This is a genomic window from Microtetraspora glauca (assembly GCF_040656155.1).
Lineage (GTDB): Bacteria > Actinomycetota > Actinomycetes > Streptosporangiales > Streptosporangiaceae > Microtetraspora > Microtetraspora glauca.
In genome coordinates, this window is the sequence record NZ_JBFALK010000019.1 from 163,511 (window position 1) to 181,814 (window position 18,304).

Consider the following 18,304-nt stretch of genomic DNA (forward strand, 5'->3'; position numbering starts at 1 on the left):
GGATGAGAGCAGAGGATCAGAGCGTTTCGGGGCGGAAGGCCCACGGGCGGACCCGCTCAACAGCGGCGCCGACGTCGAAGACGGTCGCGTCGTCGTAGCTGCGGCCGACGATCTGCACCCCGGTCGGCACACCGCCCGAGGCGCGGCCGGACGGGACGTTGAGCACCGGGCAGCGGCTGGCGATGTTGAAGACCGGCGTCAGCGCGTATTCCAGGTAGTTGTCGAGCTCCACGCCGTTCACGGACAACTTGGTGTCGACGTACTCCTCGCCCGCGCGCAGGCCCGGCGCCCCTGTGGTCGGGCAGATCAGCGCGTCGTAGCGGTCGAGCAGCTCGCCGATGGGCCGGTAGATCGCCGCCTCCATCTCCAGCCCGGTCAGGAAGGCGCCGGGCTCCTCCATCGCCCGCGCGGCGTCGGCGGCGAAAGCGAGGGCGTAGGGGTTGAGCAGGTCGCCGTACTCGGCCGCGACCCGGGTGACCATGGGGCCGAAGATGGCGCCGAAGTGGATGAAGACGGCCGTGAAGACGTCGGCGCGGCGCAGCCCGACCTCGACTTCCTCGACGATCGCCCCGGCCTCCCGCAGGGCGTCGGCGACGGCCTTGGTGTTGGCCGCGATCTCCGGCTCGATCGGCCAGTCGCCCAGGTTCGGCGCGTACGCGACGCGCAGGCCGGTCACGTCGCCGAGCCGCTCGGGGATGTGCACGGCGGGGCGGAGGGAGACCACGTCATGGGGGTGCGGGCCGACGATGACGTTCTGCATGAGCGCGCAGTCGGCGACCGTGCGGGCCATCGGCCCGTCGTGGCAGTAATGGTCGAGGTTGAACGGCGCCATCGCGGGCACCCGGCCGTAGGGCGGCTTGTAGCCGACCGTGCCGGTGTTGGCGGCGGGCAGCCGGATCGAGCCGCCGATGTCGGAGCCGGTGGCGAGCGTGGCCGTACCGGAGGCGAGCGCCGCGCCCGAGCCGCCCGAGGAGCCGCCGGGCGAGTAGTCCAGGTTCCACGGGTTGCGGGTGACGCCCCACAGCTTGGAGTGGGTGAAGCCCGCGCAGCAGAACTCGGGTGTGGTGGTGCGGGCGTGCACGATGCCGCCCGCGGCCAGCAGCCGCTCGATGACCGGGTGGGTCACGTCGGCGATGTGGTCGGCGTAGGCGAGCGAGCCGTCCGAGGCGATCCGTCCGGCGATCGGCTGCTCGTCCTTCGCCGCCACGGGGATGCCCTCAAGCGGGCGTGCCGAGCCGTCGCGGTAGGCGTCCTCGGCCTGCTTGGCCTGGAGGAGGGCCTCCTCGAAGGTGCGCTCGCTGAGCGCGTTGACCCGCGGCTCGACGGTCTCGGCGCGTTCGATGACGGCGGTCATCAGCTCGACGGGGGACAGCTCGCGGGACCGGAACAGCCGCAGGGCCTCGGTCGCGGGCAGGTAGGCGAGGTCGGTCACGGGGTGACACTCCTTCTCGTGGGGGCGGCGTCAGGGTCGTGTCGCGCGGGTTCGGCGGCGGCCGAGGGGGCCGGCGCCTCCCGCAGCGCGGTCGCGAGGGCGCGCCGGTCGGCGGCGATCTGGGCGGGGTCCCAGCCGGGTCGCGGCACGGAGTGCAGCAACAGGCGGGTGTACGGATGCTCGGGGGCGGCCAGCACGTCCCGGGTGGGCCCCGACTCGACCACGCGTCCCTGGTAGAGCACGAGGATGTCGTCGGCGATGTGCCGGACGAGTGCCAGGTTGTGCGTGACGAACAGGTAGCCGACGCCGGTGTCGCGGCGGATCTCCGCCAGCAGGTCGAGGATCTGGGCCTGGATGGACACGTCGAGGGCGGCGGTCGCCTCGTCCAGGATCAGTACCTTCGGCTCCGTCGCCAGCGCGCGGGCGATGGCGACCCGCTGGCGCTGGCCGCCGGACAGCCGCCTGGGCAGCGCGTCCGCCTCCCGCTCGCCGAGGCCGACCCGCTCCAGCAGCTCGTCGCGGCGGGCCCGCCGTTCCCGCGGGCTCATCCCGAAGTGCAGGCGCAGCGGTTCCTCGACGCACTGCGCGACGCTGACGCGGGGGTCGAGCGAAAGGTAGGGGTCCTGGAAGACCATCTGGAGCTCTCGGGCACGGGCCAGCCGGGTCGCCTTGCCGCGGGCCACGTTCGAGCGGTCCCGCCCGACGACGCGGATCCGGCCGGAGTCCGGCCGCTCAAGGCCGACGAGCATCCGCGCGGTCGTCGTCTTCCCTGACCCCGACTCGCCCACGATGGCCAGGGAGCCGCCGGGCTTCAGCGAGAAGGAGACGTCGTCGACGGCCACATGGCCGCCGAACGACTTGCGCAGGTTCTCGACCTCCAGCGCGTACTCAGTCATGGATCAGCTCCTCCGCGCGCAGGCAGGCCACCTGGGCTGCGTCGATCTCCCGCTGGACGGGTTCGTCCTCCGTGCAGCCGGGCCGGGCGTGGGCGCAGCGGGCCGCGAAGGCGCATCCGTCCGGGGCCTCGGCGAGTGACACCGGACGTCCGGGGACGCCGTGCGGCGGCTGGTCCGACTCCAGCCGCGGGGTCGCGGCCAGCAGTCCCGAGGTGTACGGATGACGCGGCCGGCTGAAGAGCCTTTCGGCGGACTGCGCCTCCACGATCCGGCCCGCGTACATCACGTAGATGCGGTCGCAGATCGCGGCGGCCAGCTCCAGGTCGTGGGTGACGAAGAGCATCCCCATGTCACGCTCGGCCTGCAGCCTGGTGATGATCGAGATGACCTCGGCCTGGGTGGTGACGTCCAGCGCCGTGGTGGGCTCGTCGGCCAGCAGCAGCCGGGGCCCTCCGGCGAGCGCGCCGGCGATCATCACGCGCTGGAGCATGCCGCCGGAGAACTCGTGCGGATAGCTGCGCAGCGCCGCGCGCGGCTCACGGATGCCGACCGACTCCAGCAGCTCCTCGGCCCGCTTGAGCGCGTCCTTCTGCGGCACACCGCCGGCCCGCATCCCCTCGGTGACGAAGTCGCCGATCCTGCGTATCGGGTTGATGGAGGCCCGAGGGTCTTGGAAGATCATGGAGACGTCGCGGCGGCGCAGCTCGCGAAGCCGGTTGGAGGACATCGTCAGGATGTCCTCGCCGTCCACCCGCAGGCTGCCGGCGGCCTGCGAGCCCTCGGGAAGCAGCCCCAGCACCGAACGGCAGGTGACGGACTTGCCCGATCCGGACTCGCCGACCAGCCCGACGGCCTCGCCCCGCTCGACGTGCAACGACACACCGTCGAGGATGGGGCGCGCGGCCCTGCCGGCGGCGAGTCGCACGTTCAGGTTCTCGATCTCCAGTAGCCGAGTGGTCATCGCTCCTCCCGCCGTGCGACGCGGTCGGCGATGGACTCGCCGACGAGGCTGAACGCGACCACCGTGATCACGATGGCGACGCCCGGGGCGAGGGCGGGCAGCATCGCGCCCTGGAGCATGGCCGAGGCGCCCTCGTTGATCATCGCGCCCCAGTCGGAGGTGGGCGGCTGCACACCGAAGCCGAGGAAGGAGAGGGCCGCGAGGTCCATGAGCGCGTATCCGAAGTTGATCGCGGACTGGGCGAGGATCAGCGGAGCGATGTTGGGCAGCAGGTGCTTCACGCAGATCACCCAGCCGGACCAGCCCTGCACTTTGTACGCCTGGATGTAGGGGCGGGCCTTCTCCTGCATGGCCACGCTGCGCGCCAATCGGCCGACGTACGGGGCGTAGGCGACGCTCATCGCGATCACCGGCGCGGTCAGCCCGACGCCGAAGACCGCCACCAGGAGGATGGCCAGCAGCAGGGCGGGGAAGGAGAAGACGAGCTCCATCGCGCGCGACAGCACAGAGTCGACGACTCCGCCGTACCAGGCGGCGGCCACCCCGATCAGCATGCCGAGCACCGTCGACACGATCACGACCATGAGCGGGCCGAGCAGTCCCGTCCGGGCGCCGAAGATCAGCCGGGACAGGACGTCGCGGCCGGACTGGTCCGCGCCCAGCAGGTGCTCGGGGGTGGAGCCGCTCAGGGTCGCGGACAGGTCCACGGCATCGGGGTCATGCGGCGAGATCAGTGGGGCGAAGACCGCCGCGAGGATCAGCACGATCAGCACGACGAGGGCGGCCCCGACGAGTTTGTCGCCCCCCGTGATGCGGGCCAGCGGCGCCAGGAACCTGCGCCGGTGGATGGGGACGGCGGTCATCTCGTGCCTCCCTTCGCGTGGGACAGGCGGGGATCGATGAGCGGCTGGACCAGGTCCACGATGAGGTTGGCGACGACGAAGGTCACCACCACCAGCAGGCTGACGGCCTGCACGACCGGGAAGTCCTTGACGGTGACGGAGCTCACCAGCAGTTGGCCGACCCCGGACAGGCCGAAGGCGGTCTCCACGATCGAGGTGGCGACCAGCAGGCCGGCCACGATCGTCCCGGTCACGGTGGTGATCGGGCCGAGGGCGTTGCGCAGCACGTGCCGCCGTACGACGTCCGAGCCGGGCACCCCGCGTGAGCGGGCCACCTCGACGTGCTCGCGTCCCAGCTCTTCCAGCATCGACGTCCGGGTCACCCGGGCCAGCAGGCCGACGAAGGTCAGGGCGAGCGCCGCCGCCGGGAGCGTCAGATGGTAGATCCGGTCACCGAAACCTTCGCCGTTGCCGAAGGCGGGGAACCAGCCCAGTTGGACGGCGAACACCGAGATCAGCCCGATCGCGGCGACGAACGAGGGGGTCGCCGTGGCGATGCCCGTGCCGACGAGCACCGCCCGGTCGACGACGCCTCGCCGCAGGGCGGCCAGTGCCCCGGACGCCAGCCCTCCGATCAGGATGAGCACGCCGGCGTAGCCGATGAGCAACAGCGTCGTCGGCAGCCGGGCGGCGATCAGACCGCCCACGTCCTGCCGGAACGTCGCGGACTTGCCGAAGTCGCCGGTGACGACGCCGCCGACCCACTTGGTGTACTGGACCAGGAACGGGTCGTTCAGGTGGTATTGCTCTTTGATGGCCGCGACGGCGGCGGGTGACGCCGAGCGCCCTCCCAGGAGGAAGGACGCCGGGTCACCGGGCGCGAGGTGGACCGAACCGAAGACCAGGAACGACGTGACGACCAACGTCACGGCGATCCCTCCGATTCGGCGGAGGAGGAAGCCTGCCATGGTCGAACTCAACCGGCCGAACCCAGAAGAGCGGCCCACGGGTAGACGAGCTGGGAGATGCTGGTCGGCGCGCCGGTGAGCCGCTTGTTCATGAACATGTTGTGCGGTGGCTCGTACAGCGGGATCCAGACCACGTCCCGGACGGCGATCTCCTGCAGCTTGGCGACCGTCGCGGCACGTGCGGCCGGGTCGGCCTGGGCGTTCGCCTCGTGGACCAGGGCGTCGTACTCCGGGTTGGAGTAGCCGCCGTAGTTGGAGAAGTCGCCCGTCTCCAGGATTCCGTAGAACTCCAGCGGGTCGGGGGTGTTGTCGTACCAGATCGTCATGACCAGGTCGATGCCCTCACGAGCCTTCGGGTCGGAGAACAGTGCCGTGTAGGCCTCGGGGGCGACCGCCTTCAGTTCGACCTGCAGGCCGATCGCCTGCCCGGCCGACTGCACCGCGTTGGCGATGACGCTGATGTCGGGGGAGAGCGTGCTGGTCGCGATCACGACCTTCTTGCCGGTGGCGCCGGCCTCCTCGATCAGCTTCTTCGCGCCGGGGATGTCCTGGGTGAGGGCCGGAAGCTTGTCGTAGTACCCCTTGGCCGCCTCCGGGGCGATTCCCCAGGCGCCGAGTGCGCCCGGCGCCTTCGCCGGTGTGCCGGCTCCGCCCGAGGCGGCCTTGATGATCCCGTCGCGGTCGAGCGCCATGGACAGCGCCTTGCGGACCTTGACGTCACCGAGCGTGCCCTTGAGGTTGGTCGGGATCAGGTTCACGGCCGTCGTGTTGGGACCGAAGTAGAGCGTGCCGCTGCCGGCGGTGCGGAGCTTGGGGAACCCGGGGGGCGGCAGCAGGTAGCCGCCGTCGACCTCGCCGGCGAGCAGCGCGTTGACGCGGGCGGCGGGGTCCGGGATGAACACCATCTTGAGCGTGTTCACCTTGGGCATGAGCGAGGCGTCCCAGTAGTCGGCGAACTTCTTGAAGTTGAGCGACTGGCCCTTCTGCCAGCTTTCGAGGGAGAAGGGGCCGGTGCAGTTGACACCGACGTCCGGGGTGCCGTAGCCCTCCTTGGCCAGCCAGGCGGCGCTCTCGATGGTGCCGGCGGAGGTGCCCATCGACTCGTTGAAGAGCTGGTCGGGCTCCTTCAGGTGGACCGTGACCTCCATCGGCCCGGTCTTCTCGACCTTGTCGACGTTCCTGTAGACCGAAACCCAGTACGAGCCGACCTTGGGGTCCATGTGGCGGCGCATGCTGGCGACGACGTCGTCGGCGGTGAGCGTGGAGCCGTCGTGGAACTTCACGCCGTCGCGGATCGTGTAGACCCAGCGCTTGGGGTCGGGGTTGGCCGCCGCGCCGGCCAGGCCGGGCTCCACCTTCAGGTCGGGGGTGACCCGCATGAGCTGCTCGCACACGTTGGCGAGCACGGTGTTGGGGTGGTAGTCGAAGGCGTACGCGTAGTCCAGGGACTGCGGTTCGGCGTAGAGCGACCAGGTCACCGAGTCCACGGGACCCTTGGCGGGCGCGGTGTCCTTCGTGATCTCGAAAGCGGCGGAGCCGCCACCCTTGCCGGCTTGGGGAGCGCCGCCGCAGGAGGCGACCGCGAGTGCGAGTAGCGCTGTTGCGGCGGCGAAACGGGAGGTGCGCATCGGACCACCTCTTTCTGAACGGGCCGCAACGATCCGGTATGCGGCTGAGGTGGGTGCGAGTATTCGTGAAGGAACGTTCCTGCACAAGGGGTGGGAGGAACGATTCTGCAAAGCTGGGGCCGGGGTGGCGAGCCATCCGGTCAGATGACAGGATCCGCTCATGAACCAGTCGGATCGCAGTGCGCGGGTCCGCCTCGTGGACGTGGCCCGCGCCGCGGGCGTGTCCAAGACGACCGTGTCGGACGCGCTGAACGGAACCGGGAGACTCCCCGCGGCCACCCGCGAGCACGTGCAGAGGGTGGCGCGAAGTCTCGGCTACCGCCCGAACGCCACGGCACGGCTGCTGCGCGCCGGGCACACCCGGTTGATCGGCGTCGCGGCGCGGGAGCACGTCGAGACGCCGTGGGTCTACGCCGAGCTGGCGTACTTCGTGCAGCTCGTCACCGCGACGACCCGCGCGGCCCTGGTCCACGGATACGGCGTCGTCCTGCTGCCCACCACCGGCCCCGGCGACTGCTGGCTGGACATGCCGCTGGACGGCGTGTTCGTCGTCGACCCGGTCGAGGGAGACCCGATGGTCGGCGACTTCCTCGCCGCGGGGGTCCCCGTGGTCTCCGACCGCCGGGCACTGAAGGAGGTCGCGAGCGGGACCAAGGAGGCCGGCCGGTGGGTCGACTTCGACTACGGCAGCGCCGCACGACAGGTTCTCGACCATCTGGAGGACGCCGGGGCCGAACGCGTCGCGGTCGTCGCGGCCGCGACCACGGCCTGCTTCCATCAGCAGTCGGTCGACGCCTACCTGGACTGGTGCGCGGAGCGGGGCCGTGAACCCCGCATCGCCTACCTCCAGGGTCCCGGCATCCAGAACGTGCTCGACGCGGTCGAGGGGCTGATCGACGACGCCGACGCGCTCTTCACCCTGGTCGAGGGCAGCCCGGCGCTCCTGCTCGACACGATACGAAAGTTCGGCCGGTCCGTCCCCGATGACCTGCTGCTCGTCTGCACCACGGAGGACCCGACGGCCCTCTACACGGATCCGCCGGTCAGCACGCTCAGCTACCTGCCGGACGAGACCGCCCAGGCGGCCGTGGCGCTGCTCGTCGACAGCATCGAAGGCCGCGCGGGCGACCATGGCCGCCTCTTCTCGGCCGACTTCCAGATCCGCGCGTCCTCGGTCGCACCCGGGCGCGGGCCCGCGCGGCGGACGGCGGCGTCCCCCCTCACCCCGGGGTGACGCCTGCCGCTCTCCAGCACGATCGCCGCCATGGAGCGCCGAACGGACGGCCCCGTACCGGCTTCCGGTGCGGGAACACTCCATGACCACACCGAAGCGGCCATCGCGCGATCATCGCCGAAACTGCGTAGATCGGCCGGTGGCCGCTGCCATGCCCACTGAGCGGCGGTCACGGAGCCGCAAAAGACGATCACCCGAAATGCCGCCAAATGCGGAGATCCTTAATGCGATGACCTGACCGCGTTTATACCTCTTTGTCGTAGCGTGAGGTTCGCCCATCCCAGATGACGGAGGAACCGGCGTGGATATCAAGCCAGCGGCAGTTGTCATCCCCAAGGAAACCGACCATCTAGAGCAGGGGAAATACGGCCCCGTCTTTCCCAGGACCCCGGCGTGTTACGGATTCACCATCATCGCCGAAGTGAAGCCGGGCCGGGCCGAGGCGATTCGCGGCTACGGTTACACGCTGGCCAAGGCGCTGGAAGGCGACCCGGACCTCCTCGCGCCGCTCAAGCTGCACTATCTGCGCTGGGTGCTCTTCGACGACGACACCCGTTTCATGTACCAGGGCATCTTCGACACCGACTTCGACAAATACACCGAAGACGCCATCATGCTGTTCGGCAGGGCGGGGGTGAGCACGGCCTTCGAGAATCTCGTCGGTTTTCCCGAAGACTGGCGAACCAACCCCGAGGCGTTCATCAAGTTCGTCCGCGAGCACCACTGCCCGAGCTTCATCGAGTACGGGGAATATCCGTACGTCACCGCCGACGAAATCAAGAAGGCCCTGCGGATCAAGCACTCCCTGTCGGAGATGCTCGACCAGCTGCAGTGACATTCCAGCTGCGGCCGAATTCCTGCTGCGGCGACATTCCGGCTGTGGCATTCCTGCTGCGGCGATATTCGGCCCAGCCTCCCTTATATCCCGTGTAGATCGGAGATGGCATGAACGAGTTCAGGACCGCGCGCGTCTACAACCAGAACCATGTGCCCCGCGGATACACCCCCGGCCAGCGGCGGGTGAGCATCTACGTCGCATGGAGCTACCCGGCCGAGGCCGGCAGGAACCCGGCCGAGCTCGACAACCGGTTCTCCACGATGACCGAGGTCCGGCGCGTGGCCTGGCCCGCCTACGAGGATCCGAAGTGGTCCGACCCGATGCGGTTCCAGCAGGGCATCGCGGGAACGCTTGAGCTGTTCTTCTGGGCCTGGGTGCCGTTCCAGCAGTTCGTCCAGGAGACCACGGGACACACCGTGCCCGTGTACCAGCGCGTCGATCAGGCCGGTTTCCACACCCCGCTCGACGAGCGGGTGCTGGCCGACACCGACACCCTGTTCGTGTGGGGGCTGGATCACATGATCACCGGGCAGGACGCCGCGCCCGAGGAGATCGAGGCGCTGCGCGAGTTCCTCAGCCGGGAGGGAACCTGCCTGGTCCTGGGGCCGCATCACGACGTGGGGGCGACCGACGACCTGGCCGTGCGCAACGTCGAGTACCTCCACCACGGCGACCTCCTCGTTCCGCGCCAGCAGCGGTTCGGCAGGTACACCCGATCCCTGATGGAGGGGCTCGGCGTGCCCGTCGAGAACCGGTATGGGCTGCGTCCCGCGGTGCGGGAACCGGGAAAGATCGCCCCGCTGTCCATCGCCAGGGACCTGGACACCAAGGGGTGGCTGGACGGTGTGACCACCTTCAACTTCCACATGCACCTGCCGCACTACGCCGTGACGACCGACGACCCGGATGCCATCCACGTGCTGGGCAGGCAGCCGATCGACGCATCCCGGCCGCACCCGTTCACCGAGGCAGGGAACACCGAGTTCAACATGTTCCTGTGGATGCCCCCGCGCGACGAGCGGGCCGGCGACATTCTCATGGCGGACTCCACGATCTTCAGCTCGCTGTTCGGCGGTGACGAGAGCCTGCGCAATTTCTGGAGAAACCTCGTCACGCTCAAGTAGTGCCTCGGGAAAGGAGGATCCGTGACCGAGCGAACGCACGTCACGCTCGAACTCGACGACATCCAGCGCGGGGTTCTCAGCCCTCGGCCGACCCCGTACGCCGCGACGTACATCCTGTTCCGGATCGACGACCGCGCGCACGGGCGGGAGCTGATGCGGCGCGCGAGCACGGCGGTGACCTCGGCCGCCGACGCGATCAGTCCCCTGGGGGAGACCTGGGTGAGCGTCGCGGTCACCTACCAGGGCCTCATGGCGCTGGGGGTGCCACGGGAGTCGCTGGAGACGTTCCCCTGGGAGTTCCGGCAGGGGATGGTCGCGCGGGCGAAGGCGCTGGGCGACACGGGCGAGAGCAGCCCGGAGAACTGGGAGGCGCCGCTGGGCACGTCCGACGTCCACGTGGTGCTCACGGCGCTCGCGCCTGACAGCGCGCGGCTGGAGGCGGCCATCGACCGTGCCCGCCCGGTGTACGGCGACCTTCCCGGCGTGACCGCGATCTGGCGGCAGAACTGCTACGCGCTGCCCACCGAGGCCGAGCACTTCGGCTACCGCGACGGCATCAGCCATCCGGCGGTCGAGGGCAGCGGCATCGCCGGGTCGAACAAGCTGGAAGTGCCGCTCAAGGCCGGCGAGTTCGTGCTCGGCTACCGCGACGAGATGGGCGGCGTCCAGACCCTGGAACCCGAGGTGCTGGGACGCAACGGCACCTTCGTGGCCTTCCGTAAACTCCACCAGCGTGCCGCCGCCTTCCGGCGGTACCTGAGGGACAACTCAGGCGGCCCCGAGGAAGAGGAGCTGTTGGCGGCGAAGATCATGGGTCGCTGGCGCAGCGGCGCGCCGTTGGCGCTCAGCCCGGCGCACGACGATCCCGACCTCGGGGCCGACCGGGGCCGCAACAACAGCTTCCTCTACGAGGATGACGATGCGGCGGGGTTCACGACTCCGTGCGGCAGCCACATCCGGCGGGCCAATCCCCGCGACGCCGCGGTGGCCGGAGCGCCGAGGCTGCACCGGATGATCAGACGCGGCACCGCGTACGGCCCGTTGCTGCCCGACGGAGCCCTGGAAGACGACGGGGCCGACCGAGGACTGATGTTCGCGTTCGTCGGAGCGCACCTCGGGCGGCAGTTCGAGTTCGTCCAGTCCCAGTGGATGAACGACGGCGTCTTCTTCGGCGCGGGCGACGCCAAAGATCCCATCGTCGGGACCAACGACGGCACGGGGGACTTCACGATCCCCCGGCGGCCGGTACGGCGCCGCCTGCCGTCGCTGCCGCGGTTCGTCGTCGTGCGCGGCGGCGAGTACTGCTTCATGCCCGGCCTGCGCGCCCTGCGCTGGCTCGGCGATCTCGAAGGTTGAGGTGCGGCGACGGGCTCCGCCCGGGGCACGGTCGCCACCGGTGTGGAAGGGGCTCATGGATACGCTGCATCTGGTGTCCAACGCGGTCACCGTGATCTTCATCGCGACCACGATGTTCGCGGCCGGTCTCGGAGCCACGCTGCCGGCGTTGCGTGCCATCTTCGCCGACCTCCCGCTGCTCCTGCTGGCGTTGCTGGCCAACCTGGTGGTCATCCCGCTGCTGGGCTGGGGGGCCGCCGCGCTGTTCGGCCTGTCCACGGCGCCTTTCATCGCGCTGGTCCTGGTGGCGTCGTCGCCGGGCGGGCCGCTCGGGGCGAAGCTGGGCATGGTGCAGAACGGAGACGTGGTCGCGGGGGCGGCGATGCAGGTGCTGCTCGCCACGGCGGGCAGCATCACCTTCGGCCTGACGGCCAACGGCATCCTCACCGCGGCCGAGGTCGGCGGGGGAATCTCCCTCGACGTCGCCGCGCTGGTGCGGACCGTGGCCATCCTGCAGCTCGTGCCGTTCGCCGTGGGACTGGTACTGCGCCATTACGCGCCGCCCACGGCGCGATCATGGCATCCCTTCGCCGTGAAGGTGTCGAACGTGACGTTCATGATCGTGCTGGCGGGCATGCTCCTGGGCAACTGGCGGGACGTCGTCGAGTTGCTCGGCTCACGCGCGCTGCTCGCGGGGTTCGTCCTGTCCGTCGCCGCGTTCGCGACCGGCACATTGCTGGCCACCGGATCGCCGGTGCGCCGCACCACCATGGGGAGCGTCGCGGCGGTGCGCAACGTGGGGCCCGCGCTGGCCGCCGTCGGCATCGCCTTCCGCAACGAGCCGGCCATCATGGGAGCGCTCGCCGCCGTACTGCTCAGCGGCCTGACGGCGGCCATACCGATCGCCGCGGTGCTCAGCCGCCGGCGGAGCGGTGGCCCTGTTTCCAGCTCAGCTGAGCTGGGGTGACCGAGCGGTGCCGTACGTGGCGTCGGCGACGAAAACCGATTGCCGCGGTCGGCGTGGGGCGGTCAGTGTTGACGGCGATGAGCACCACGAAGATGCACGCCGACGAGATCCGGACCGACGCCGCACTCGTTCGCCGGTTGATCGCGGGGCAGTTCCCGCGGTGGGCCGATCTGCGGATCGAACCGGTCGAGTCCTACGGGACCGACCACGCCATCTATCGGCTGGGCGACCACCTGGCCGTTCGGCTGCCGCGCATAGGGTGGGCCACCGGGCAGGCGGCCAAGGAGGCGCGGTGGCTGCCGAGGCTCGCGCCGCACCTGCCGCTGGCGGTGCCGGTGCAGGTGGCGATGGGGGAGCCGGCCGGGGGTTATCCCTTCACCTGGTCCGTTTACGAGTGGCTGCCCGGCGAGAACGCCAACGGCACGATCCACGATCTGGATCAGGCGGCGGTCGATCTCGCCGCGTTCGTGAAAGCGCTGCGACAGGTCGACACGGCCGGTGCGCATCCACGTTCCCCACATTCTCGCGGCGGGCCGCTCGCCGAGCACGACGAGGGTGTTCGTCGATCGATCGCCCTGCTCGGCGACCGCATCGACGCCGACGCGGCGCTCCGATCCTGGCAGGAGTCGCTCGGCGCCCCGGCATGGGAGGACTCGGAGGTCTGGGTGCACGGCGACCTGCTGCCGGGCAACCTGCTCGTCGTCGACGGTCGCCTGTCGGCGGTCATCGACTTCGGCGGACTCAACGTGGGCGATCCCGCATGTGATCTTCAGCCCGCGTGGAACGTGTTCGCGGGTGACAGCCGCCTGCGCTTCCGAGCCGAACTCCGCGTCGATGACGCGTCGTGGCTGCGCGGCCGTGGCTGGGCGCTCTGCCAGGCCGTGATGGCGCTGGCGTATTACTGGGACACCAATCCGGGGATGGTCCGCCAGACGGCACACGCTCTGGCACAGGTCCTCGCCGACAGCTCCCCGTGAGCAGCGGGCGATGAGGCCGGAGTCGAGCAGATCGTGCCGCCCGGGCGCCGCCGGAACCGGAACGCGCCGCCCCCGCGCCACCGAGACCGGAAGAGACCATCTCGTCCGGCCTGTGCCATGGCGGTCGGGTCAGCCGCCTTGGGTGTAGACGGTCTTCCAGCGCGAGCACTTGTTGACCGGGCGCTTCGAGTTCCCCCGGCACACCTGGACCCTGATCTGCAGGACTCCGCCGACGCTGGTGCGGAAGGAGCCGGTGCCGGTGGCGCAGTTGTAGACCCCACGCGTGCGCCAGCGGCCGTTACGGGAGTTCTGGTACCGGATGAGCGCCCACGAGCAGCCCTTGCCGTAGGTGTCGTCGAGGTTGCCCGACACGATGAGCCCCGACTGGCCCACGATGACCTTGCCCCAGGCGGTCGCCATGCCGTCGGTCGAATGGATGCGGCCCCACTTCCAGCTCGTGGGGTCGGCCGAGGCCGGGGTGGCCGAGGCGGTGAACGTGACAGCGGCGCCGGCCAGGCCGGCCAGGACGCGGATGAGGAGATGGTTCGTCACCCGTCCAGAAGTAGCGCTCCGCACTTGTGATCGGCTTGAGGGACATGGTCGCGCGCGGGCCGCCGCCGCACGGCCCGCGCCCGGTGACCGGCGCGGGCCGTGCGGTCGAACAGGTCGTACGGGTGTCAGACCCGCGAGATGCGGACGGCGTCGGCGATGACGTAGCCCGTGCCCGAGGTCCAGCGGCTGACGCCGACGGCGTTGTACGTGCCGGCGTTGAGGGAGAACGTCCCCAGGCTGTGCCAGGCGCCACCGCCGGAGCGTTGGTCCACGAAGACCGTCTGGTTACCGCTCGACGTCGCCACGATGTAGGGCGCCGAGGAGTTGTAGCCGGGGTCGGACGGGTACCACACCTCGACGCGGTAGTTGCCCGCGCTGGGGATGCTGGCCTGGAACCAGGCCGGGTCGCTGGCCGCCACGGGGTCGACGAAGCGGTAGTCGGCGCCGTAGCGCTGGCTGGAGTAGGACGAGGTGCCCCAGTTCGAGCTGGCCGTGAACTGGGCGCTCGCGTTGTCGACCGTGGCCGACCATGACGGGGTGCCGCCGCCGGTCACGTAGTTCATGTACGTGTTCCAGTTCCAGTACGAGCCGGGGTCGGTGTGCGTGGCGCCGGGCACCTCGTTGTGTCCGATGATGTGCGCGCGGTCCTTCGGGATGCCGTACTTGTCGCAGATGGCGCGGGTCAGGGCCGCCGAGGCGCGGTACATGGCGTCGGTGAACCACGAGGCGTCGCTGATGTAGCCCTCGTGCTCGATGCCGATGGAGCGGGTGTTGTAGGTCCAGTTGCCCGCGTGCCAGGCGACGTCCTTCTCCCGGACCATCTGGGTGATCTCACCGTTCGACGACTTGACCACGTAGTGGGCCGAGACCTGGGCGCTGGGATTCTGGAACCAGGAGATGCTTCCGGCGTACGAGCCCTGGGTGACGTGGATGATCACCCGGTCGATGGCGTAGCTCGACGGGCGGCTGGAGGCCGTGTAGTTGCTGGAGCTGGCGGGGACCCACGCCGCGGGCGAGTAGTCGGCGCTGAGCGCCCCCACCTGCGCGTTCAGGTCACGGGCTTTGGCGTAGTCGCCCCGGTCGGCCGTGACCTCCTGCGGCTTGACCGTGACGCCGCGGGCGTCGATTCCGAGCCCGAGCTGCTCGTAGGCGGCGTCGGCGTAGAGGCGGGCGACCTCCGGTGAGGAGGCGTTGCCGTACGCGGCCACGGCCTGGTACCAGCGGCCCACGTCCTTCCTGGCCGCCTCGTCGAGGCCGAGTTCGTCGGCGTGGGCGCGCAGCACGGCGGCGCCGCCCATGATGTTGGCCTCGGTGTCGGTGCGGAGCTTCTCGACCGGCAGCCCGGTCAGCTCGGCGGCCTTCTCCAGCACGTGGGTGCCGGGGTTGCTGACCAGGTGCATGACGCCGTAGCCGCCGTTCGCGCTCGGCTTGCCTTCGTGGGCGTCCAGGTGGGTCTCGGCGTAGGCGATGGCGACCAGCAGGTCACGCGGCACGTCCTGCGCGGCGGCCGCGCGGGCGAACGCCGCGGGGAGCGGGATCTCCTTGGCCGCCGTCGCGGGCTGTACGGCGAAGGCGGCGAGTGCGACGAGGGCGGCGAGGGCGGAGGCGATGAGAGCGGTTAATCGGGCGAGGGGGAGGGTCATGGGGGCTCCTGATCGGGGGGGTTACGGCTGCACCGTATGGCACTCCTGACTCGATGTCGATAATTGACATACGATCTCTGTTAGAAGAAACTTTTCGCCCTCCTTGGCGTCGGGGGCGCCGAGCGCCCTCCGGACGGGACGCGAAGGGCCGTCGGTCCGATCGCGGGGCGGCATCGGGGACGCCGAGATGTTCGAGGCGCCCGGGTTCGCCGGCTCCCCGAGATTTGGGCCCCCCGGGTCGCGTGAAGACTATTGCGCTACGAATGCGATTTCTTGAAACTTCTTTTCGTGACCGCGCTTCTGCGTACCCTCCTGGCGATGTTCACCGTCGCGATCGTCAACCTCGTCATCCCCACCCCGGCCACGGCGGCGGCCTGCGCCACCGACCCCGCGACTCCCAAGCGACAGCTGCGCGCCATGTGGATCTCCACGGTCGCCAACATCGACTGGCCCAGCCGGACCGGCCTGAGCGCCTCCGCGCAGCAGGCCGAGCTGCGCGCCTGGCTCGACCTGGCCGTCAGCAAGCGCATGAACGCGGTGATGATCCAGGTCAGGCCGACCGCCGACGCCTTCTGGCCCTCGCCGTACGAGCCGTGGTCGCAGTGGCTGACCGGCACCCAGGGCGGCGACCCCGGCTACGACCCCCTCGCGTTCATGGTCGCCGAGGCACACGCGCGCAACCTGGAGCTGCACGCCTGGTTCAACCCGTACCGGATCGCCAACCACGACGATCCGACCAAGCTGGTGTCCACCCACCCGGCACGGCAGCATCCCGACTGGCGCTTCGCCTACGGCGGCAAGCTCTACTACAACCCTGGAATTCCGGAGGTCCGCGGCTTCATCGAAGACGCGATCATGGACGCGGTCACCCGGTACGACATCGACGGCGTCCACCTCGACGACTACTTCTACCCGTATCCGGTGAGCGGCGAGTCCATTCCCGACTCCGCCGCCTACAGCCGGTACGGCGGGGGCTTCTCCGACATCGGCGCCTGGCGCCGTGACAACGTCAACCAGCTCGTACGCGAGCTGGACCAGCGCGTCCACGCGGGCAAGCCGTGGCTCGCCTTCGGCGTCAGCCCGTTCGGCATCTGGCGCAACTCCTCCACCGACCCCCTCGGGTCGGGCACCTCGGGCCTGCAGTCCTACGACGCCATCTACGCCGACAGCAGGCTGTGGGTGAAGCAGGGCTGGGTGGACTACATCGCGCCGCAGATCTACTGGCACATCGGGTACGGCCCCGCCGCCTACGAGGTGCTCACCGCGTGGTGGTCCGACGTCGTCAGGGGAACCGGCGTTCACCTCGTCGTCGGCCAGGCCGCCTACCGCGCCGGCGCCAGTGGTCAGGACGCGGCCTGGCAGGACGCCGCCGAGCTCAGCGACCACCTCTACGACAACAGGAAGCACCCCGAGGTGGCCGGCGACGTGTATTTCAGCGCCAAGGACGTCAAGGCGGACCGGATCGGGAGCATCTCCGCCCTCGTGTCCGCCCACTACTCCAAGCCGTCGCTCCCGCCCGCCCGAGGCACCGGAAGCGCGCCCGCCGCCCCCTCGATCACCTCGGCCACCCGGTCCTCGAACGGCGTCGCCCTCTCCTGGCAGGCCACCGGCTCGCCGACCTCGTACGCGGTATACCGGGTCGGCGGCACCCCCTCGACGGCGGACCCGTGCTTCTTCGCGGACGCCCGCAATTTGATCGGGACGACCAGGCAGACGAGCTACACGGACACCGCGCCGGGGGACACCGCCACCTACTACGTCACCGCGCTCGACCGGTGGCAGCAGGAGAGCGCGCCCAGCACAGGAAAGACGGTGACGTCCTCCGGCGCGTTCAGCGTCGTGGTCGACAACGCCGATCCGTCGTTCACCGCCGGCTCCGCCTGGGGCACCTCGGCCTACTCCTCCCAGCTGTACGGCGCCGACTACCGCTTCGCCACCCCGGTGGCCGCCAGCGACCCGGCCTGGTTCACGGCCACCATCCCCGGCGCGGGCAGCTACCGCGTGGAGGTCTGGTATCCGGCCAACTCCGGCTACAACAGCGCGACGCCGTACATCGTGGCGGCAGGGGGCGGTAACCAGGTCGTCTCCGTGGACCAGCGCACGGGCGGCGGCCAGTGGCGCTCGCTCGGCACTTTCACGCTCGCCGCCGGGACGTACCAGGTGGTGGGTGTGAGCCGATGGACCTCCACGACGGGCTACGTCATCGCCGACGCCGTCCGTATCACCAAGGTCTGACCACCATGCCCCGGGTGGCGCGGGTCGGGGTCGTGCGGGAGAAGTGACTCACGGCCGGGCGTCGCCGTCTCGATGGGCCAACGCCGTGACCATCGTGAGAGAGAGCCGTACCCCGGGCCCGCGAATTGATCCCATGTGGGGCGGTTTGTCGGGTTCGGGGGAGGGTAGCGCGGATCTGGACCATCACCACGTGAGAATCCGGAGGCATGCCGAATGCCCTCCAAAGTCACGGAGTCCAGCGTCGTGCAATGCCCGAACTGCGGGCGTAGGAACCGGCTGCCCCGTACCGCCTCGGGGGTCCCACGCTGCGGCGACTGCCACCAGTCCCTGCCCTGGATCATCGAGGCCGGGGACGACGACTTCACCGAGGTCGCCGAGGCGGCGCGGATCCCGGTCCTCGTCGACTTCTGGGCCGAGTGGTGCGGTCCATGCCGCATGGTGACCCCGGCGCTTGAACAGGTGGCGGAGGAGCTGGCGGGACGCATCAAGCTGGTGAAGGTGAACGTCGACGAGGCGCCCGGGCTCTCCGAGCGATTCGGCGTCCAGACCATCCCGACCCTCGCCGTACTGAAACAGGGGCAGGTCGTCGGCCGGCAGCGGGGCGCGGCACCGGCGTCGGAGCTACGCGAATGGGTCGGCGACGCGCTGGCCCGCTGAACACGCCGAGCCCCC

General features: G+C 70.0%; 16 protein-coding genes. 8 read left to right on the plus strand and 8 right to left on the minus strand.

Translation table 11 applies throughout. From position 1 onward, the window contains the following. Positions 1–16: 16 nt before the first annotated feature. Genes AB0I59_RS30700 through AB0I59_RS30725 form a run of 6 tightly spaced genes read right to left on the minus strand, consistent with a single transcriptional unit; the run spans position 17 to position 6,727 of the window. Complete coding sequence (locus AB0I59_RS30700; protein ID WP_358138451.1) at positions 17–1,432, minus strand: amidase; 1,416 nt, start codon at positions 1,430–1,432, stop codon at positions 17–19. After that, positions 1,429–2,328 (minus strand): ABC transporter ATP-binding protein, encoded by a 900-nt coding sequence (locus tag AB0I59_RS30705; protein WP_358138453.1) that lies wholly within the window; start codon positions 2,326–2,328, stop codon positions 1,429–1,431. The genes AB0I59_RS30700 and AB0I59_RS30705 overlap by 4 nt, the downstream gene beginning before the upstream one ends. After that, a complete protein-coding gene (locus AB0I59_RS30710) occupies positions 2,321–3,289 on the minus strand; it encodes an ABC transporter ATP-binding protein (RefSeq protein ID WP_358138455.1) in 969 nt (322 codons plus the stop codon). Before AB0I59_RS30710 ends, AB0I59_RS30705 begins: the two co-directional genes overlap by 8 nt. Beyond that, positions 3,286–4,152 (minus strand): ABC transporter permease, encoded by an 867-nt coding sequence (locus AB0I59_RS30715; protein WP_358138457.1) that lies wholly within the window; start codon positions 4,150–4,152, stop codon positions 3,286–3,288. The genes AB0I59_RS30710 and AB0I59_RS30715 overlap by 4 nt, the downstream gene beginning before the upstream one ends. Continuing rightward, positions 4,149–5,099, minus strand: a complete 951-nt coding sequence (locus AB0I59_RS30720; protein WP_358138459.1) for an ABC transporter permease — start codon at positions 5,097–5,099, stop codon at positions 4,149–4,151. The genes AB0I59_RS30715 and AB0I59_RS30720 overlap by 4 nt, the downstream gene beginning before the upstream one ends. An 8-nt stretch (positions 5,100–5,107) precedes the next feature. Further along, positions 5,108–6,727 (minus strand): ABC transporter substrate-binding protein, encoded by a 1,620-nt coding sequence (locus tag AB0I59_RS30725; protein ID WP_061261435.1) that lies wholly within the window; start codon positions 6,725–6,727, stop codon positions 5,108–5,110. A gap of 160 nt (positions 6,728–6,887) precedes the next feature. On the opposite strand from AB0I59_RS30725, the gene AB0I59_RS30730 reads away from it, so the two are divergent. The 6 genes from AB0I59_RS30730 (at position 6,888) to AB0I59_RS30755 (ending at position 13,202) form a co-directional block, all read left to right on the plus strand. Further along, positions 6,888–7,961, plus strand: coding sequence for a LacI family DNA-binding transcriptional regulator (locus AB0I59_RS30730; protein ID WP_061261436.1), 1,074 nt, complete (start codon positions 6,888–6,890; stop codon positions 7,959–7,961). A gap of 301 nt (positions 7,962–8,262) precedes the next feature. Then, the gene (locus tag AB0I59_RS30735; RefSeq protein ID WP_061261437.1) at positions 8,263–8,796 is read left to right on the plus strand and encodes a hypothetical protein; all 534 of its coding nucleotides are present in this window, start codon (positions 8,263–8,265) and stop codon (positions 8,794–8,796) included. Between the two features lie 110 nt (positions 8,797–8,906). Further along, positions 8,907–9,923 (plus strand): hypothetical protein, encoded by a 1,017-nt coding sequence (locus tag AB0I59_RS30740; RefSeq protein WP_082777646.1) that lies wholly within the window; start codon positions 8,907–8,909, stop codon positions 9,921–9,923. A gap of 21 nt (positions 9,924–9,944) precedes the next feature. After that, positions 9,945–11,279: a Dyp-type peroxidase gene (locus AB0I59_RS30745; protein WP_358138462.1), complete on the plus strand. Its 1,335-nt coding sequence runs from the start codon at positions 9,945–9,947 to the stop codon at positions 11,277–11,279. Between the two features lie 55 nt (positions 11,280–11,334). Further along, entirely contained in the window at positions 11,335–12,225 is an 891-nt protein-coding gene (locus tag AB0I59_RS30750; protein ID WP_061261439.1) for a bile acid:sodium symporter, read from the plus strand. A 77-nt stretch (positions 12,226–12,302) separates the two neighbouring features. After that, positions 12,303–13,202, plus strand: coding sequence for an aminoglycoside phosphotransferase family protein (locus AB0I59_RS30755; RefSeq protein WP_358138465.1), 900 nt, complete (start codon positions 12,303–12,305; stop codon positions 13,200–13,202). Between the two features lie 129 nt (positions 13,203–13,331). Here the strand turns inward: AB0I59_RS30755 and AB0I59_RS30760 are convergent, their stop codons facing one another. Both AB0I59_RS30760 and AB0I59_RS30765 read right to left on the minus strand, forming a co-directional pair. Continuing rightward, a complete protein-coding gene (locus tag AB0I59_RS30760; RefSeq protein WP_061261441.1) occupies positions 13,332–13,754 on the minus strand; it encodes a hypothetical protein in 423 nt (140 codons plus the stop codon). A 125-nt stretch (positions 13,755–13,879) separates the two neighbouring features. Further along, entirely contained in the window at positions 13,880–15,397 is a 1,518-nt protein-coding gene (locus AB0I59_RS30765) for a golvesin C-terminal-like domain-containing protein (protein ID WP_358138467.1), read from the minus strand. 288 nt (positions 15,398–15,685) lie between these two features. Here AB0I59_RS30765 and AB0I59_RS30770 point away from each other — a divergent pair, with 288 nt between their 5' ends. Beyond that, a complete protein-coding gene (locus AB0I59_RS30770) occupies positions 15,686–17,632 on the plus strand; it encodes a family 10 glycosylhydrolase (protein ID WP_358138469.1) in 1,947 nt (648 codons plus the stop codon). A gap of 213 nt (positions 17,633–17,845) precedes the next feature. Next, positions 17,846–18,289: a thioredoxin gene (trxA, locus tag AB0I59_RS30775; protein WP_228648715.1), complete on the plus strand. Its 444-nt coding sequence runs from the start codon at positions 17,846–17,848 to the stop codon at positions 18,287–18,289. Positions 18,290–18,304 lie beyond the last annotated feature (15 nt).

Coding starts and splice junctions, on each gene's coding strand:
- AB0I59_RS30705 (WP_358138453.1), bottom strand. CDS start 2,328: ATGACTGAGTACGCGCTGGAGGTCGAGAACCTGCGCAAGTCGTTCGGC.
- AB0I59_RS30710 (WP_358138455.1), bottom strand. CDS start 3,289: ATGACCACTCGGCTACTGGAGATCGAGAACCTGAACGTGCGACTCGCC.
- AB0I59_RS30715 (WP_358138457.1), bottom strand. CDS start 4,152: ATGACCGCCGTCCCCATCCACCGGCGCAGGTTCCTGGCGCCGCTGGCC.
- AB0I59_RS30720 (WP_358138459.1), bottom strand. CDS start 5,099: ATGGCAGGCTTCCTCCTCCGCCGAATCGGAGGGATCGCCGTGACGTTG.
- AB0I59_RS30725 (WP_061261435.1), bottom strand. CDS start 6,727: ATGCGCACCTCCCGTTTCGCCGCCGCAACAGCGCTACTCGCACTCGCG.
- AB0I59_RS30730 (WP_061261436.1), top strand. CDS start 6,888: ATGAACCAGTCGGATCGCAGTGCGCGGGTCCGCCTCGTGGACGTGGCC.
- AB0I59_RS30740 (WP_082777646.1), top strand. CDS start 8,907: ATGAACGAGTTCAGGACCGCGCGCGTCTACAACCAGAACCATGTGCCC.
- AB0I59_RS30750 (WP_061261439.1), top strand. CDS start 11,335: ATGGATACGCTGCATCTGGTGTCCAACGCGGTCACCGTGATCTTCATC.
- AB0I59_RS30755 (WP_358138465.1), top strand. CDS start 12,303: ATGAGCACCACGAAGATGCACGCCGACGAGATCCGGACCGACGCCGCA.
- AB0I59_RS30765 (WP_358138467.1), bottom strand. CDS start 15,397: ATGACCCTCCCCCTCGCCCGATTAACCGCTCTCATCGCCTCCGCCCTC.
- trxA (WP_228648715.1), top strand. CDS start 17,846: ATGCCCTCCAAAGTCACGGAGTCCAGCGTCGTGCAATGCCCGAACTGC.